Genomic DNA, 17,710 nt, shown 5'->3' with positions numbered 1-17,710 from the left:
AACCTCTATGTCATGGGGTAATTAGGTTTATTTATCTTTCCAGTGCACTTTGGCGTCTTTGATAAAGGAGAGCGTCACCATAATGTTGACGAAGAACAGCGGGCAGCCCCCGGCGATAATCGCGGTTTGTATCGGCTTCAGGCCGCCGAGCGCCAGCAGCACGATGCCAATCACGCCGACCAGCACGGACCAGCCGATACGCACCAGCAGCGGCGGCTCTTCGCCATCGCGAACTTCACGACAGGTCGACATCGCCAGGGTGTAAGAACAGGCGTTGATCAATGTGACGGTGGCAATAAAGCAGAGGATAAAGAATCCCCACATCGTGGCGGTGCTGAGCGGCAGGGCGGCCCAGGTTTCGATAATTGCGCGCGGCACGCCGTGATCGGCAATCAGTTGCGGAATGTTGATGATGTTTTTATCCATCAGCAGCAGGGTGTTACTGCCCAGCACTGTCCACAGGATCCAGGTCGATGCCGTCAGGCCCAACACCATGCCGAAGCACAGTTCGCGCACGGTACGACCGCGAGAGATACGCGCCAGGAAGATACTCATCTGGATGGCGTAAATCACCCACCATGCCCAGTAGAAGACCGTCCAGCCCTGCGGGAAACCGCCTTTGCCGATGGCATCGGTATAGAACAGCATGCGTGGCAGGTACATCAGCAGCATCCCGACGGAGTCGGTGAAGTAGTTCATGATGAAGCTGGCGCCGCTGACGATGAATACCCAGCCGAGCATCAGGAAGCTCAAATAGCTGCGCACGTCGCTGGCGATTTTGACCCCTTTTTGCAGGCCGCAGGCCACGCAAATGGCGTTCAAAATTATCCAGCAGGTGATGATGATAGCGTCAAGTTCCAGGGTGTGCGGAATACCAAACAGCCACTGCATGCACTCGGTCACCAGCGGCGTCGCCAGCCCAAGGCTGGTTCCCATCGCGAAGATCAGCGCCACCAGGTAGAAGTTATCAACGATAGTGCCGAATAGCCCTTTCGCATGTTTTTCGCCAACCAGTGGAACCAATGTTGAACTTGGGCGAATAACGTCCATTTTGCGTACAAAGAAGAAGTAGGCGAAGGCCACGGAAAGGAAGCTGTACGTTGCCCACGGCAGCGGCCCCCAGTGGAACAGGCTGTAGGCCAGACCTATCTCTTTCGCCGGCGTTGAGCCCGGCGTCAGCGCGAACGGCGGCGTGGAGATGTAGTAGTAAATCTCTATCGATCCCCAGAACAGCACGGCGGCTGAGGTACAGGAGGCGAACATCATGAAAATCCAGCTGGCGGTGCTGAACTCCGGTTTCTCGTCACCTAATTTCTTTTTCGCGTAGGGGCCAAACACCAGCCAGAACCAGCCGATGAGCATAATGACCATATACCACTCAAATGCCCATCCCCAGACATTGGTGACATAACTGAAGACGGCATTAATAACGACGTTTGCGGCATCGAGATCGCGTACCGTTAGCCAGCAAAGTATCCCGACTATTATTAGCGGCGGGAAAAAAACCTTTGGCTCAATTCCAGACTTTCTTTTTTCATTTTTCATGAGTGAATTCCAGGTTGAAAACGAAATTTATTTAGCGTTCCCGTTTGTTTTATTTTTGTTTATTTTTATTAAATATTTGTTGATACCCGTTTAACCTCAGGACGCGTTGGCAAGTAACTCATAATGGGTATTCGTTTTGCGGCATTCTGTAACGTTCGTCACACTTCTGGGTTGGGGCGTTCTGGCGCCAAAATTACAATAAAATAAATATAAATCATTAAGTTAATGATGTGATCGTTCGGTTTTACATCGTTTGTCGTTCAATATTGGTGATCTGCCAGGCAATATTGAAAATCTTTCTTTTTGGCGCTGGGTTTCAATATTGGTGAGGCGCTTAACAATATTGAAAGTTGCGAATATCAGTGTGTGACATTTTCAATATTGGTGATTATGGTTTTATTTCCGAATTAAAGAGCGTGATATCTGTATTTAACACCGCCGATATAAATACGTTTCCTTCATGATATCTGGAGATGCAATGAAGATAATTACTTGCTACAAGTGTGTACCTGATGAACAGGATATTGTCGTCAATCACGCAGATGGTTCATTAGATTTCAGCAAAGCAGATGGCAAAATCAGCCAGTACGATCTGAACGCGATTGAAGCGGCCTGTCAGTTGAAACAGCAGGCCAGCGATGCGCAGGTGATTGCCCTGAGCGTGGGAGGCAAAGCGTTAACCAACGCAAAAGGGCGTAAGGATGTCCTCTCCCGCGGTCCGGACGAACTGGTGGTGGTCATTGACGACCAGTTCGAGCAGGCGCTGCCACAGCAGACCGCTGCGGCGCTGGCCGCTGCCGCACAAAAGTCGGGATTTGACCTGATGATTTGCGGCGATGGCTCTTCCGATCTCTACGCGCAGCAGGTCAGCCTGCTGGTGGGTGAAACACTGAACATTCCCGCCATCAACGGCGTGAGTAAAATCCTCTCCCTGACGGAAAGCACGCTGACCGTTGAACGTGAACTGGAGGATGAAATCGAAACGCTGAGCATCCCTCTTCCGGCGGTCGTGGCCGTCTCCACCGACATTAACTCCCCACAAATTCCGTCCATGAAAGCCATTCTGGGGGCGGCGAAAAAACCGGTTCAGGTCTGGTCAGCGGCCGATATTGGCTTCAGCGGCGGGGACGCGTGGTCCATACAAACGGTGGCCGCGCCAAAACAACGTGAGCGCCAGCGCATTGTGATTGAAGGCGATGGTGAAGATCAGATTGCTGCGTTTGCCGATAGCCTGCGCAAAATCATTAATTAAGAAGGGGATGTTATGAGCAAGTTTTCCAGCGTCTGGGTATTCAGCGATACCGCGTCTCGTCTGCCGGAACTGATGAGCGGCGCGCAGGTTTTAGGTGAACAGGTTAACGCATTTGTGCAAAACGCCGACGAGGCGACCACCGCCATTCAGTTGGGCGCGCATCACGTCTGGCAACTGAGCGGCAAACCGGACGATCGCATGGTGGAAGACTATGCGCACGTGATGGCACAGACCGTTCGTCAGCAGAGCGATTCTGGCCTCGTGCTGCTGCCTAACACGCGTCGCGGCAAACTGCTGGCGGCAAAACTGGGCTATCGCCTTGCGGCAGCGGTCTCTAATGACGCCAGCGCGGTAACGCAGCAGGATGGCCGGGCGACAGTCAAACATATGGTGTATGGCGGTCTGGCGATGGGTGAAGAGACGCTCTCAACGCCGTTTGCGGTACTGACGCTCAGCAGCGGCACCTTTGAGGCGCAACAGCTGGATGCCGCACGCAGCGGCGAGACGCACAGCGTGGCATGGCAGGCGCCGGAGATTACCGTCACGCGCACCGCCATCCAACCACGTCAGAGTAACAGCGTCGATCTCGATAAAGCCCGACTGGTGGTCAGCGTCGGACGCGGCATAGGCAGCAAAGAGAATATCTCACTGGCGCAAGCGCTGTGCCAGGCCATTGGCGCAGAACTGGCTTGTTCGCGCCCGGTCGCCGAAAACGAGAAGTGGATGGAGCATGAGCGCTACGTCGGGATCTCGAACCTGATGCTCAAACCGGAACTGTACCTGGCGGTGGGGATCTCCGGGCAGATCCAGCACATGGTGGGGGCGAACGGCGCGCAGACCATTTTTGCCATCAACAAAGACAAAAATGCGCCGATCTTTCAGTATGCGGATTACGGCATTGTCGGCGACGCGCTGAAGATCCTGCCCGCGCTGACGACCGCACTGGCACGCTAATCCATTCAGGCAGGGAGTACGTATGTCCGAAGATATCTTTGATGCCATCATCGTGGGCGCCGGGCTTGCCGGTTCCGTCGCGGCCCTGGTGCTCGCCCGTGAAGGGGCCCAGGTGTTGGTTATCGAGCGCGGAAATTCCGCTGGCGCGAAGAATGTTACCGGTGGGCGCATTTACGCCCACAGCCTGGAGCGCATTATTCCAGGCTTTGCTGAGCAGGCCCCTGTTGAGCGGGTCATCACCCACGAAAAGCTTGCTTTTATGACCGATAACGGGGCGATGACCGTGGACTATCTCAACGGTGAAAAGGCGGGCCCGTCGCAGGTCTCTTATTCGGTGTTGCGCAGTAAATTTGACGCCTGGCTGATGGCGCAGGCGGAAGAAGCTGGCGCGCAGTTGATCACCGGGATCCGCGTGGATAACGTCGTTCAGCGCGATGGCAACGTGGTTGGCGTGGAAGCGGACGGCGACATCATTGAATCCAGGGTGGTCATCCTCGCCGATGGCGTCAACTCCCTGCTGGCAGAAAAATTGGGGATGGCGAAACGCGTTGAGGCGGCGCACGTGGCGGTCGGTGTGAAAGAGCTGATCGAACTGCCGAAGTCGGTGATTGAAGATCGCTTCCAGTTGCAGGGTAACGAAGGGGCGGCCTGTCTGTTCGCCGGATCGCCCACGGATGGCCTGATGGGCGGTGGCTTCCTCTATACCAACGAAAACACCCTGTCACTGGGGCTGGTGTGCGGTCTTCATCACCTGAAAGAGGCGAAAAAATCAGTCCCGCAAATGCTGGAAGATTTCAAGCAGCATCCGGCGGTTGCGCCGCTGATCGCGGGTGGCAAGCTGGTGGAGTACGCCGCGCACGTGGTGCCGGAAGCAGGGATGAACATGCAGCCTGAACTGGTGGGCGACGGCGTGCTGATTGCCGGCGACGCGGCGGGCATGTGTATGAACCTCGGCTTTACGATTCGCGGGATGGATCTCGCGGTGGCGGCTGGCGAAGCGGCGGCGAAAACGGTGCTCTCGGCCATGCAAAGCAACGACTTTAGCCGTCAGGGGCTGGCGGAGTATCGCCAGCATCTCGACAACGGTCCGATGCGCGATATGCGCATGTACCAGCGGCTGCCCGCGTTCCTCGATAACCCGCGCATGTTTACCCGTTATCCGGAAATGGTCGTCGGTATCGCACGCGACCTCTTTACCGTCGACGGCAGTGCGCCGGTGCCGATGCGTAAGAAGATCCTGCACCATGCGAAGAAGGTGGGCTTCATCAACCTGATGAAGGATGGCATTAAAGGAGTGACCGTATTATGACCTCTCCCGTCAACGTGGACGTCAAACTGGGCGTCAACAAATTCAATGTCGATGAAGAGCATCCGCACATCATCATGAAGGCGGTACCGGACAAACAGGTGCTGGAGGTGTTGATCAAGGCCTGTCCGGCCGGGTTATACAAAAAGCAGGATGATGGCAGCGTGCGCTTTGATTACGCCGGATGTCTGGAGTGCGGCACCTGTCGGATCCTGGGACTCGATACGGCGCTGGAGAAGTGGGAATACCCGCGCGGTACCTTCGGTGTGGAGTTCCGTTACGGTTAAACCGGGTGCCGGATGGCGGCTTCGCCTTATCCGGCCTACAGGGGGTTATGTAGGCCTGATAAGCGCAGCGTCATCAGGCATTAAGGTAAATAAAACAGTACAGGTAGACACTCCACTGCCGGATGGCGCCTTCGCCTTATCTGGCCTACGGGGGATTATGTAGGCCTGATAAGCGCAGCGTCATCAGGCATTAAGGTAAATAAAACAGTACAGATAGACACTCCACTGCCGGATGGCGGTTTCGCCTTATCCGGCCTACGGGGGATAAGTAGGCCTGATAAGCGCAGCGTCATCAGGCATTAAGGTAAATAAAACAGTACAGGTAGACACTCCACTGCCGGATGGCGGCTTCGCCTTATCCGGCCTACGGGGGATAAGTAGGCCTGATAAGCGCAGTGCCATCAGGCAGTTAAGCACTAATGCCGAATGTCGGCAAACAGGACATCGCCATGCAACAGCCCAGGAACTTTGATGATATTCAGTTCTCCTCTATTCACCGCAGGATCATGCTGTGGGGAAGCGGTGGCCCGTTTCTGGACGGTTATGTACTGGTGATGATTGGCGTTGCGCTGGAACAGCTCACGCCAGCGCTGAAGCTGGATGCCGACTGGATTGGTTTGCTGGGCGCGGGAACGCTGGCCGGGCTGTTTGTCGGCACTTCTCTGTTTGGTTATATCTCGGATAAAGTAGGGCGGCGCAAAATGTTTCTCATCGATATCATCGCCATCGGGGTGATATCGGTAGCCACCATGTTTGTCTCGTCCCCGGCTGAGCTACTGGTGATGCGGGTGCTGATTGGCGTCGTGATTGGCGCAGATTATCCTATCGCCACCTCGATGATTACCGAGTTTTCCAGCACGCGGCAACGCGCCTTCTCGATCAGTTTTATTGCGGCGATGTGGTACGTCGGCGCGACCTGCGCCGATCTGGTGGGTTACTGGCTGTATGACGTCGAAGGCGGCTGGCGCTGGATGCTCGGGAGCGCGGCGATCCCCTGTCTTTTGATCCTGATCGGTCGCTTTGATTTGCCCGAATCCCCGCGCTGGCTGCTGCGCAAAGGGCGGGTCAAAGAGTGCGAAGCGATGATGATTAAGCTGTTCGGCGAGCCGGTGGCGTTTGATGAAGACACGACGCAGGAGACGCGCTTTTTGCAGCTGTTCAATCGTCGCCACTTTCCGTTTGTGCTGTTTGTCGCGGCGATCTGGACCTGTCAGGTGATCCCCATGTTTGCCATTTACACCTTTGGTCCGCAGATTGTCGGTCTGTTGGGGCTGGGTGCCGGGAAGAGCGCGGCGCTGGGTAACGTAGTGATCAGCCTGTTCTTTATGCTGGGCTGTATCCCGCCGATGTTCTGGCTGAACAGTGCGGGGCGGCGACCGCTGCTGATTGGCAGCTTCGTGATGATGACGCTGGCGCTGGCGGTGCTGGGGCTGATCCCGGAAATGGGCATCTGGCTGGTGGTGACGGCATTCGCGGTGTATGCCTTTTTCTCCGGTGGACCGGGGAATCTACAGTGGCTCTATCCCAATGAACTGTTCCCGACCGATATTCGCGCCTCTGCCGTGGGGGTGATCATGTCGTTGAGCCGCATTGGCACCATTCTCTCCACCTGGGCATTGCCGATCTTCATTACTAAATACGGTATCAGCCAGGTGATGCTGATGGGGGCGGGGATCTCGTTGGTAGGGCTGCTGGTCTCCATTGCCTTTGCGCCAGAAACGCGCGGCCTGACGCTTGCTCAGACCAGTACGATGACGATTCGCAGGAAACCGCTGTCTTAAGGTGAACCTTCAGAGTGTTCTGTATTTGCCCCCAGCGTCAGTCAGTGCGTCTACAGTTAATGGGTATATCACTGAAAATGACTGAAAAGCAGGGAGAACACCATGCAAAAGAAACTGTTGATCGCTTCCATTTTTGCCGCAGCAACCGTCTTCACCGTCGCCGGCTGCTCTTCGAACCAGGCTGTACGTACGACCGATGGCCGAACCATTGTCACCGACGGTAAACCGCAGGTGGATGACGACACGGGCCTGGTCTCCTACAAAAACGCGGAAACTGGCCAGACGGAGCAAATTAACCGCGATCAGGTGAAAAATATGAGCGAGCTGGATAACTAGTTCAGTTTTGTCCATTTGTCTGCTCAATAATATTCACTATTAGCCTGTTGGATTACTGACTACACTCTCTTATAAAACAGAGTGGTAAAATAACAGGCTTATCATGATTCTCATTATTTATGCGCATCCTTATCCGCAGCATTCGCATGCGAATAAACGGATGCTTGAGCAGGCAAGGACGCTGGAAGGCGTCGAGGTTCGTTCGCTCTATCAACTCTATCCTGACTTCAATATCGATATCGCTGCGGAACAAGAGGCGCTCTCTCGCGCTGATCTGATCGTCTGGCAGCACCCCATGCAATGGTACAGCGTTCCCCCCTTACTCAAACTGTGGATGGATAAAGTGCTTTCCCACGGCTGGGCCTATGGTCACGGCGGGACAGCGCTGCGCGGTAAACAGGTGATGTGGGCGGTGACCACCGGCGGCGGCGATAATCACTTCGATATCGGTTCGCACCCAGGCTTTGATGTGCTCTCACAGCCGCTCCAGGCGACGGCAATCTACTGCGGGCTCAACTGGCTTCCACCGTTTGCGATGCACTGTACGTTTATCTGCGATGACGAAACGCTGCAGGCGCAGGCACGTCATTACAAGCAACGACTGATGGAATGGCAGGAGGCGCACAATGGATAGCCATACGCTCATACAGGCGCTGATTTATCTTGGGTCGGCGGCGCTGATCGTGCCGATTGCCGTCCGGCTGGGCTTAGGCTCGGTGCTGGGTTATCTCATCGCGGGCTGCATCATCGGCCCCTGGGGTTTACGTCTGGTAACGGATGCCGAATCTATTCTGCACTTTGCCGAAATCGGCGTGGTGCTGATGCTGTTCGTCATTGGACTGGAACTCGATCCCCAGCGGCTATGGAAACTGCGCGCCTCGGTGTTTGGCGGCGGCGCGCTACAGATGGTGGTCTGCGGCGGCCTGATTGGTCTGTTCTGTATGTTCCTCGGCCTGCGCTGGCAGGTGGCGGAACTGATTGGTATGACGCTGGCGCTCTCCTCCACGGCGATTGCCATGCAGGCGATGAATGAGCGCAACCTGACCGTTTCGCAGATGGGGCGCAGCGCCTTTGCCGTGCTGCTGTTCCAGGATATCGCGGCGATTCCACTGGTGGCGATGATCCCGCTACTGGCAACGAGTGGCGCGTCGACCACGCTCGGGGCGTTCGCGCTGTCGGCACTGAAAGTCGCTGGCGCGCTGGTGCTGGTGGTGCTGTTGGGGCGCTATGTGACCCGTCCGGCGCTGCGTTTCGTTGCGCGTTCTGGCCTGCGCGAAGTGTTCAGCGCCGTGGCGCTTTTTCTGGTTTTTGGCTTCGGGCTGTTGCTTGAAGAAGTGGGACTGTCGATGGCGATGGGGGCGTTCCTGGCTGGCGTATTGCTGGCAAGTTCAGAGTATCGCCACGCGCTGGAAAGCGATATTGAGCCGTTTAAGGGGCTGCTGCTGGGGCTGTTTTTCATCGGCGTCGGCATGTCTATCGATTTCGGGACGTTTATCGATAATCCGCTACGTATCATTATTCTGCTGGTCGGCTTCCTGGTGATTAAAACCGGGGTGCTGTGGCTGATTGCTCGTCCTTTACAGGTGCCGAATAAACAGCGTCGCTGGTTTGCGGTACTGCTCGGGCAGGGCAGTGAGTTCGCGTTTGTGGTCTTTGGTGCGGCGCAGATGGCGAACGTGCTCGATCCGCAATGGGCGAAAGCACTGACGCTGGCGGTCGCGCTGTCGATGGCAGCGACGCCGATTTTCTTGGTCATCCTCACGCGAATGGAGAAATCGGCCGCGGGTGAAGAACGGGAAGCTGATGAAATTGATGAAGAGCAGCCGCGCGTGATTATTGCCGGGTTTGGGCGCTTCGGGCAAATCACCGGCCGTTTGCTGCTCTCCAGCGGCGTGAAGATGGTGGTTCTCGATCACGATCCGGACCACATCGAGACGCTGCGTAAATTCGGCATGAAGGTGTTCTACGGCGATGCAACCCGGATGGATCTGCTGGAGTCCGCCGGGGCATCGAAAGCGGAAGTGTTGATTAACGCCATTGACGATCCGCAAACCAGCCTGGAGTTGACGGAGATGGTAAAAATCCATTTCCCGAACCTGCAAATTATTGCGCGGGCGCGCGATGTTGATCATTACATTCGCCTGCGCCAGGCGGGTGTGGATCAACCGGAACGTGAAACGTTTGAAGGCGCACTTAAAACCGGGCGTCTGGCGCTGGAAAGCCTCGGGCTTGGCCGTTATGAAGCGCGTGAACGCGCTGACCTGTTCCGCCGCTTTAATACGCAAATGGTGGAAGAAATGGCGAAAGGTGAGGACGACGCAATCTCCCGGGCGGCGGTCTATAAACGAACCAGCGCGATGTTGAGCGAAATCATCACCGAGGATCGCGAACATCTGTCGCTCATTCAGCGCCATGGCTGGCAGGGAACCGACGAAGGTAAGCATACTGGAGACGTTGCCGATGAACCGGAAGTTAAACCGTCAACCTGAGTAAAAAATGTGATGTACTGCAAACTTTACTGTTAATTGATTGTTTTTGAACTACTGTAATGCCGGGAGTCCACTGCGAAGTCGTGGACTCGCCAGCAGATCGGAAAATTTTCGTGCTCTTCTTCTGTTCGTTAGTCGACGAAAGATTGCTCTTTCCGTATAGTGGCGACAATTTTTTTTGCTTCCGGGAAATATTCAATGATCAGTCTGATTGCTGCGTTAGCGGTAGATCGCGTTATTGGCATGGAAAACGCCATGCCGTGGAATCTACCTGCTGATCTCGCCTGGTTTAAACGTAATACGTTAAATAAACCTGTCGTTATGGGGCGCCATACCTGGGAATCCATCGGTCGACCGTTGCCGGGACGTAAGAACATCGTCATCAGCAGCCAGCCGGGTACTGACGATCGCGTGCAGTGGGTTAAATCGGTTGATGAAGCGATTGCGGCCTGCGGTGATGCGCCAGAAATTATGGTGATTGGTGGGGGTCGTGTGTACGAGCAGTTCCTGCCAAAAGCGCAGAAACTGTATCTGACGCACATCGATGCGGAAGTGGAAGGGGATACGCATTTCCCGGACTACGAGCCGGATGACTGGGAATCGGTGTTCAGTGAGTTTCACGACGCTGACGGGCAGAACTCACACAGCTATTGTTTCGAAATTCTGGAACGCCGCTAAGTAAGTGATGAGTGCCGGATGGCGACGCTTAGCGTCTTATCCGGCCTACAAACCATCTCGTATACCTGATAAGCGCAGCGCCACCAGGCAAAACAGATCAGGCGTTAACGGCTTCGCCTTCATCCAGATCCATCTGTCGGTTTGACGGCTGAACAAAGTACTGCTTATCTTCCCAGCGCAGGCAGGTTAAATTTCCTCCCCAGCAGCATCCGGTATCCAGCGCATAGATCCCCTCCGGCGTCCCTTTTCCTTCCAGAGAAGCCCAGTGACCAAACGCGATGCTGTAAGCCTCGCTGACGGGCCCAGGAATGGCAAACCACGGTTTCAACGGTGCGGGGGCATCCTCCGGGGACTCTTTGCTGTACATATCCAGTTGCCCGTTCGGGAAGCAGTAACGCATCCGGGTAAAAGCATTGGTGATAAAGCGCAGGCGTGCCAGTCCGGTCAGTTCCGGCGTCCAGTTATTCGGCATGTCGCCATACATGGCATCGAGGAAGAAGGGGTAAGAGTCGCTCGACAGCACCGCTTCGACATCACGTGCGCACTCTTTGGCGGTCTGCAAATCCCACTGCGGCGTGATACCCGCATGCGCCATTACCAGCTTCTTCTCTTCATCTATCTGCAACAGCGGCTGACGGCGCAGCCAGTTGAGCAGTTCGTCCGCGTCCGGTGCTTCCAGCAGCGGGCTCAGACGGTCTTTCGGTTTGTTGCGACTGATACCCGCAAAAACCGCCAGCAGATGCAGATCGTGGTTGCCAAGCACCAGACGAACACAGTCGCCGAGTGATTTCACATAACGCAGCACGTCCAGTGAGCCGGGGCCACGGGCGACCAGATCGCCGGTTAACCACAAGGTATCGTTTTCGGGCGTAAAATTGACTTGTTGCAGCAATGCGATCAGCTCATCGTAGCAACCGTGAACGTCGCCAATAAGGTATGTTGCCATAGTTATTGTTTTAATGAATAAGAGTGGAAACGGCGAGTCGGAAAACCGGAATATCGATGGTAAAGGCGACGCCGTTCTCATCAATCATTTCGTAATGACCCTGCATGGTGCCCAGCGGCGTTTCAATAACGGCACCGCTGGTGTACTGGTACTCTTCGCCAGGTTCAATGTGCGGCTGAACGCCGACCACACCTTCTCCCTGGACTTCGGTTTCTCGGCCATGACCGTTGGTTATCAACCAATAGCGTCCCAGTAGCTGCACGGGCGCTCGCCCCAAATTGCGGATGGTTACGGTGTAGGCAAAAACGTAACGTTCATCATCAGGTGAGGATTGCGCCTCAATATAGACGCTCTGGACCTGAATACACACTCGGGGCGAATTGATCATGCTTAACTCTCCTTCGATGGCGCGTTTTCTGACAGATAGTTCGCCATCTGGCAGTACTGCGCGACAGAGATATTTTCCGCTCGCATTGCCGGGTCAATACCCAGTTCCGTTAAGACCTCAACGCTGAACAAATTGCCGAGGCTATTACGAATCGTTTTACGGCGCTGGTTGAACGCTTCTGTGGTGATGCGGCTCAACAGGCGAATATCTTTTACCGGATAGGGCATCGTGGTGTGCGGTACCAGTCGCACCACGGCGGAATCCACTTTTGGCGGCGGTGTGAAAGCGGATGGCGGCACTTCAAGCACCGGGATCACGTTGCAATAATATTGCGCCATCACGCTTAAGCGACCATACGCCTTACGGTTTGGTCCTGCAACCAGACGATTCACCACTTCTTTCTGCAACATAAAGTGCATATCGGCTATGGCATCAGTATAGCTAAACAGGTGGAACATCAGCGGCGTAGAGATGTTATAGGGCAGGTTGCCGAACACGCGCAGCGGTTGTCCCATCTTTTCAGACAATTCGCCAAAATTCATGGTCATGGCGTCCTGCTGATAGATAGTCAGCTTGGGTCCCAGGAAAGGATGTGTTTGCAGACGAGCGGCCAGATCGCGGTCAAGTTCAATGACCGTCAGCGCATCCAGACGTTCGCCAACCGGCTCCGTCAGCGCAGCCAGACCGGGGCCGATTTCGACCATCGCCTGACCTTTTTGCGGGTTAATGGCGGAGACAATACTGTCGATCACAAACCGATCGTTGAGGAAGTTTTGCCCGAAGCGTTTACGGGCTAAGTGGCCCTGATGGACTCGATTATTCATTGGGTATTAACAATCATTTTGATGGCGAGATTAAGCGCCGTAATAAAACTGCCGACATCAGCTTCACCCCGACCCGCCAGTTCAAGCGCGGTGCCGTGATCAACCGAGGTACGAATAAAGGGCAGGCCCAACGTGATATTCACGCCGCGACCAAATCCCTGGTATTTTAGCACGGGGAGGCCCTGATCGTGGTACATTGCCAGCACAGCATCGGCATGTTGCAGATATTTAGCCTGAAACAGTGTGTCAGCGGGTAGCGGACCCATCAATTTCATCCCCTGGGCGCGTAGCGCGTCAAGCACCGGAATGATTGTGTCATTCTCCTCGCTGCCCATATGCCCCCCTTCACCGGCATGTGGGTTCAGACCACAGACCAGCACGCGCGGATCGTCCACACCAAATTTGGTGCGCAGATCGTGATGCAAAATGCCAATCACTTCATGCAGCAGCGCGGGGGTAATGGCGTCAGCGACGTCGCGCAGCGGCAGGTGGGTGGTCGCCAGCGCCACGCGTAACTCTTCGGTCGCCAGCATCATCACGACTTTTTTCGCTTGCGAACGCTCTTCAAAAAACTCGGTGTGACCGGTGAAAGGCACGCCCGCGTCGTTGATAACGCCTTTATGCACGGGACCCGTAATCAGCGCGGCAAATTCACCTTGCAAACAGCCGTCACAGGCGCGGGCCAACGTCTGCACCACATACTCGCCATTCTCCACGACTAACAGCCCAGGAACGACAGGCGCACGAAGTGCGACGGGTAACAGCATAAGCGTGCCGGCAGCCTGCGGTTTGGCAGGGTTTTGTGGGGAGTAGGGGTGTAGCGTGAGGGGAAGACCGAGCATTGCCGCCCGGTCGGCCAGTACCGTGGCATCGGCGCAAACCACCAGTTCAACGGGCCAGTCGCGCTGGGCAAGTTGAACGACAAGATCCGGACCAATCCCGGCGGGCTCGCCGGGAGTGATCACAACACGTTGAGCAACCGTCATTAATTGCTCAGGATTTTAACGTAAGCGCTGGCACGCTGTTCCTGCATCCAGGTTGCGGCTTCTTCCGAGAACTTCCTGTTCATCAGCATACGGTAAGCACGATCTTTCTGCGCGGCGTCGGTTTTATCAACGTTACGCGTATCCAGCAGTTCGATCAGGTGCCAACCGAAAGAGGAGTGCACCGGTGCGCTCATCTGGCCTTTGTTCATGCGGGTTAACGCATCGCGGAATGCCGGATCGAAAATGTCCGCAGCAGCCCAGCCCAGATCGCCGCCCTGGTTAGCCGAGCCCGGATCCTGAGAGAACTCTTTCGCTGCGGCAGCAAAGGTGGTTTTACCGCTCTTGATATCCGCTGCGATCTGCTCAAGCTTCAGACGCGCCTGCTGGTCGGTCATGATAGGCGACGGCTTCAGCAGAATATGACGAGCGTGAACTTCGGTCACGGAGATGCTCTGGCTCTGGCCGCGCATATCGTTCACTTTCAGGATATGGAAACCGACACCGGAACGAATCGGGCCAATAATATCGCCTTTCTTCGCGGTGCTCAGCGCCTGGGCAAAAATGCCCGGCAGTTCCTGAATACGACCCCAACCCATCTGGCCGCCTTTCAGCGCCTGCTGGTCAGCAGAATAGGTGATCGCCAGTTTGCCGAAGTCGCTGCCGTTACGGGCTTGCTCAACAATGGAACGCGCCTGGGATTCTGCGTCGTTCACCTGGTCAGACGTTGGGTTTTCCGGCAGCGGGATCAGGATGTGGCTCAGGTTCAGCTCCGTGCTGGCATCATTTTGATTGCCAACCTGTTGCGCCAGCGCATCGACTTCCTGCGGCAGGATCGTTACGCGGCGGCGCACTTCGTTGTTACGCACTTCAGAGATGAGCATCTCTTTACGGATCTGATTACGATAGGTTGAGTAGCTCAGACCATCATAAGCCAGACGGCTGCGCATCTGATCCAGCGTCATGTTGTTCTGTTTAGCGATATTGGCAATCGCCTGATCAAGCTGTTCGTCAGAGATTTTTACGCCCATCTTCTGACCCATCTGCAGGACAATCTGATCCATGATCAGACGTTCCAGGATCTGATGACGCAGCGTAGCGTCGTCCGGAAGTTGTTGACCTGCCTGGTTGGCGTTCAGTTTGACAGACTGCATCAGGCCATCAACGTCGCTTTCCAGTACGACACCGTTATTTACGACGGCTGCGACTTTATCGACTACCTGCGGGGCAGCGAAACTGGTATTCGCGATCATGGCGATACCGAGAAGCAGCGTTTTCCAGTTCTTCATACTTTTTCCATTTCAATTAACCGCACTGCGGATTACGTGGTAAATCAATCAGATCACAAAGAGTTTTGATATGGCAAAATGTTGGAACGCAACATCTCGCTCGTGCCGAGACCGTAGTTGGAGCTCAGGCCGCGAAGTTCGATGTTAAAGCCAATCACGTTGTCATATACCGCGTGTTCTTTATCGCTATCCCAACCGTTCAGCTTACGCTCGTAACCGACGCGAATTGCATAACAGCAGGAGTTGTACTGCACACCTAACATTTGGTCGGCAGGTTTATTCACATTCGTATCAAAATAATAAGCGCCGACAATGGACCAGCGATCAGCAATCGGCCAACTGGCAACGGTACCGATCTGGCTGATCCCGTTTTTGTACTGTTCTGCCGTGGAATATCGTGCTGGCAATGTCGCCTGAATATACTCCGGACTGGCGTAACGGTAGTTCAACTGGACCAGACGGTCTTCATCGCGACGGTATTCAAGACTGGAGCTGCTGGTGGCGACGCTGTCCAGACGAGTGTCGTACTGAATGCCGCCGCGCAGACCCCAGCGTTCCGAAATACGCCAGTAGGTGTCACCTGCCCATACTAATGAACCTGTCTGGTTATCGTTCTCCCATTGGATATTGTCATCGCCGGTGCGAGACTCCGTGAAATAGTAGATTTGACCAACAGAAACGTTAAAACGTTCAACGGCAGCGTCATCATAAACGCGAGATGTGACGCCGGTCGTGACCTGGTTAGCGGAAGCAATGCGGTCCAGACCGCCATAGCTGCGGTCACGGAACAGGCCAGTATAGTCAGATTGCAGCAGGGAAGAGTCGTAGTTGTAAATGCCGCTCTGGTCACGATACGGCACGTACAGGTACTGCGCACGCGGCTCCAGCGTCTGGGTGTAACCCGGCGCGAGCATATTCATATCCCGTTCAAAGACCATCTTACCGTCGACTTTAAACTGCGGCATCACGCGGTTGGCGGAATCATCAAGATCTGTCGCATAGTTGGCGTTATACCATTTCAGATTGGTCTGCTGATAGTGGGTCGCCAGCAGTTTCGCTTCGGTGTTGATGCTGCCCCACTGGTTTGACAGCGGCAGGTTGATGGTCGGCTCCAGGTGCAGACGCGTTGCTTCCGGCATGTTGTCATTGGTATTCACAAAATGCACGGCCTGACCGTAAATGCGGGTATCAAACGGACCCAGATCGTTCTGGTAGAAGTTGACGTCTAACTGCGGCTGCGCGGAATAGCTTTTGCTGTTTGCCGTATCGAACACCTGGAACTGCTTGGTAGAGACCGTCGCATCAAAGTTCTGCACCGCGTAGCCCACGCTGAATTTCTGCGTGGCGTAACCGTCGGTACTGGAACCGTACTTGTTATCGAAATCGTTAAAGTAGCTAGGGTCGCTCACCTTGGTGTAGTTGACGTTGAAGCGCCACACCTGGTCCATCACGCCTGAATGCTGCCAGTAAAACAACCAGCGGCGTGAATTGTCATCTTTCGGATGCTCATCGCTGTAGACGCGGTCGGAATTGAGATAGTCGAACTCCATCAGGCCAGCGCCCGCCTGACTCAGGTAACGGAATTCGTTCTCCCACATCACCCCGCCACGACGGTGCATATAGTGCGGCGTCAGGGTCGCATCCATGTTTGGCGCGATGTTCCAGTAATACGGCAGATAGAACTCAAAATAGTTCTTCGACGAATACTTGGCGTTGGGGATCAGGAAACCGGAGCGGCGTTTATCCCCCACCGGCAACTGCAAATACGGACTGTAAAAAACAGGAACCGGACCCAGCTTAAAGCGGGCGTTCCAGATTTCCGCGACCTGCTCTTCGCGGTCGTGAATCACTTCGCTACCGACGACGCTCCAGGTATCAGAACCCGGCAGACAGGAGGTGAAGGTCCCGTTCTCAAGAATGGTATAGCGGTTCTCGCCGCGCTGTTTCATCAGGTCGGCTTTACCACGCCCCTGACGGCCCACCATCTGGTAGTCACCTTCCCAGACGTTGGTATCTTTGGTGTTCAGGTTCGCCCAACCCTTCGGTCCTTTCAGGATAACCTGGTTGTCATCGTAATGGACGTTGCCGAGCGCATCGACGGTACGCACGGGCTCAGGCTGACCCTGAGCCTCTTTCTGATGAAGCTGTACCTCATCGGCCTGCAGTCGACTGTTACCCTGCATGATGTCCACATTACCGGTAAACACCGCGTCATCGGGATAATTCCCTTTCGCGTGATCGGCATTAATTGTGACGGGGAGTTCATTTGTCTCGCCCTGCACCAGAGGACGGTCATAGCTTGGCACGCCTAACATACACTGTGAGGCGAGACTGGCTGCCAGACCCTGTTGACTGTAAAGGGCTGTGGCAATCATGGTGGCCAGGAGGGTGGGAATACGTTTTTTCATACGTTGTATTTTATTGTTCCATCATCAGTAGCGTCGCGCGTGACAAACCGCCACAGCCTAACTTACTCATGTTCGTAGCGCTAGTGTTAATCCTGCCGCTATAGCGTCTGTGGTGTTAGTCACGGCTGTGAATGACAGGTATGATAATGCAAATTATAGGCGATGTCCCACAATTGACCGTAGCCGGAAGATCGTAAAAAGCCGCTTGTTTTGTGGGACCTGGCCTCACCGGGAGTGAGACAAA

At 54.9% G+C, this 17,710-nt stretch carries 16 protein-coding genes; 9 read left to right on the top strand and 7 right to left on the bottom strand.

Annotation, left to right across the window (positions count from 1 at the left end):
- Window positions 1–27: 27 nt before the first annotated feature.
- The gene (gene caiT, locus QQZ17_RS09475; RefSeq protein ID WP_152405912.1) at window positions 28–1,545 is read right to left on the bottom strand and encodes an L-carnitine/gamma-butyrobetaine antiporter; all 1,518 of its coding nucleotides are present in this window, start codon (window positions 1,543–1,545) and stop codon (window positions 28–30) included.
- Between the two features lie 478 nt (window positions 1,546–2,023).
- Between caiT and QQZ17_RS09470 the strand changes: the two genes are divergently transcribed.
- The 9 genes from QQZ17_RS09470 (at window position 2,024) to folA (ending at window position 10,628) form a co-directional block, all read left to right on the top strand.
- Window positions 2,024–2,797, top strand: a complete 774-nt coding sequence (locus QQZ17_RS09470; protein ID WP_152405911.1) for an electron transfer flavoprotein FixA — start codon at window positions 2,024–2,026, stop codon at window positions 2,795–2,797.
- Between the two features lie 12 nt (window positions 2,798–2,809).
- Complete coding sequence (locus QQZ17_RS09465) at window positions 2,810–3,751, top strand: electron transfer flavoprotein subunit alpha/FixB family protein (RefSeq protein WP_152405910.1); 942 nt, start codon at window positions 2,810–2,812, stop codon at window positions 3,749–3,751.
- Window positions 3,752–3,773: 22 nt separating this feature from the next.
- Complete coding sequence (locus QQZ17_RS09460) at window positions 3,774–5,060, top strand: FAD-dependent oxidoreductase (protein ID WP_152405909.1); 1,287 nt, start codon at window positions 3,774–3,776, stop codon at window positions 5,058–5,060.
- Window positions 5,057–5,344 carry a ferredoxin-like protein FixX gene (gene fixX, locus QQZ17_RS09455; RefSeq protein ID WP_152405908.1) on the top strand — a complete coding sequence of 96 codons (288 nt, stop codon included), beginning with the start codon at window positions 5,057–5,059 and terminating at the stop codon, window positions 5,342–5,344. The genes QQZ17_RS09460 and fixX overlap by 4 nt, the downstream gene beginning before the upstream one ends.
- Before the next feature lie 449 nt (window positions 5,345–5,793).
- Window positions 5,794–7,125 (top strand): MFS transporter, encoded by a 1,332-nt coding sequence (locus QQZ17_RS09450; RefSeq protein ID WP_152405907.1) that lies wholly within the window; start codon window positions 5,794–5,796, stop codon window positions 7,123–7,125.
- Between the two features lie 102 nt (window positions 7,126–7,227).
- Entirely contained in the window at window positions 7,228–7,461 is a 234-nt protein-coding gene (locus QQZ17_RS09445; RefSeq protein ID WP_042323934.1) for a YgdI/YgdR family lipoprotein, read from the top strand.
- A gap of 103 nt (window positions 7,462–7,564) precedes the next feature.
- Window positions 7,565–8,095 (top strand): glutathione-regulated potassium-efflux system oxidoreductase KefF, encoded by a 531-nt coding sequence (kefF, locus tag QQZ17_RS09440; RefSeq protein WP_152405906.1) that lies wholly within the window; start codon window positions 7,565–7,567, stop codon window positions 8,093–8,095.
- Window positions 8,088–9,950, top strand: a complete 1,863-nt coding sequence (gene kefC, locus QQZ17_RS09435; RefSeq protein ID WP_152405905.1) for a glutathione-regulated potassium-efflux system protein KefC — start codon at window positions 8,088–8,090, stop codon at window positions 9,948–9,950. Before kefF ends, kefC begins: the two co-directional genes overlap by 8 nt.
- Window positions 9,951–10,148: 198 nt before the next feature.
- Window positions 10,149–10,628 (top strand): type 3 dihydrofolate reductase, encoded by a 480-nt coding sequence (gene folA / locus QQZ17_RS09430; RefSeq protein WP_042323929.1) that lies wholly within the window; start codon window positions 10,149–10,151, stop codon window positions 10,626–10,628.
- Window positions 10,629–10,725: 97 nt separating this feature from the next.
- On the opposite strand, the gene apaH is transcribed toward folA, so the two are convergent.
- The 6 genes from apaH to lptD are packed head-to-tail and all read right to left on the bottom strand — an operon-like array spanning window position 10,726 to window position 17,466.
- On the bottom strand, window positions 10,726–11,574 hold the full coding sequence (gene apaH, locus QQZ17_RS09425; protein ID WP_152405904.1) for a bis(5'-nucleosyl)-tetraphosphatase (symmetrical) ApaH: 849 nt from the start codon (window positions 11,572–11,574) through the stop codon (window positions 10,726–10,728).
- 10 nt (window positions 11,575–11,584) lie between these two features.
- On the bottom strand, window positions 11,585–11,962 hold the full coding sequence (gene apaG, locus QQZ17_RS09420) for a Co2+/Mg2+ efflux protein ApaG (RefSeq protein WP_046475370.1): 378 nt from the start codon (window positions 11,960–11,962) through the stop codon (window positions 11,585–11,587).
- Window positions 11,963–11,964: 2 nt separating this feature from the next.
- Window positions 11,965–12,786, bottom strand: a complete 822-nt coding sequence (gene rsmA / locus QQZ17_RS09415; protein WP_152405903.1) for a 16S rRNA (adenine(1518)-N(6)/adenine(1519)-N(6))-dimethyltransferase RsmA — start codon at window positions 12,784–12,786, stop codon at window positions 11,965–11,967.
- The gene (gene pdxA, locus QQZ17_RS09410; RefSeq protein ID WP_152405902.1) at window positions 12,783–13,772 is read right to left on the bottom strand and encodes a 4-hydroxythreonine-4-phosphate dehydrogenase PdxA; all 990 of its coding nucleotides are present in this window, start codon (window positions 13,770–13,772) and stop codon (window positions 12,783–12,785) included. Before pdxA ends, rsmA begins: the two co-directional genes overlap by 4 nt.
- Entirely contained in the window at window positions 13,772–15,058 is a 1,287-nt protein-coding gene (gene surA / locus QQZ17_RS09405) for a peptidylprolyl isomerase SurA (protein WP_152405901.1), read from the bottom strand. The genes pdxA and surA overlap by 1 nt, the downstream gene beginning before the upstream one ends.
- Before the next feature lie 53 nt (window positions 15,059–15,111).
- The gene (gene lptD / locus QQZ17_RS09400; protein WP_152405900.1) at window positions 15,112–17,466 is read right to left on the bottom strand and encodes an LPS assembly protein LptD; all 2,355 of its coding nucleotides are present in this window, start codon (window positions 17,464–17,466) and stop codon (window positions 15,112–15,114) included.
- Window positions 17,467–17,710: the final 244 nt, after the last annotated feature.

This window comes from Citrobacter sp. T1.2D-1 (assembly GCF_950098555.1).
In the GTDB taxonomy this organism is placed as follows: domain Bacteria; phylum Pseudomonadota; class Gammaproteobacteria; order Enterobacterales; family Enterobacteriaceae; genus Citrobacter_A; species Citrobacter_A telavivensis.
This window is presented reverse-complemented; position numbering and strand designations above follow the sequence as displayed.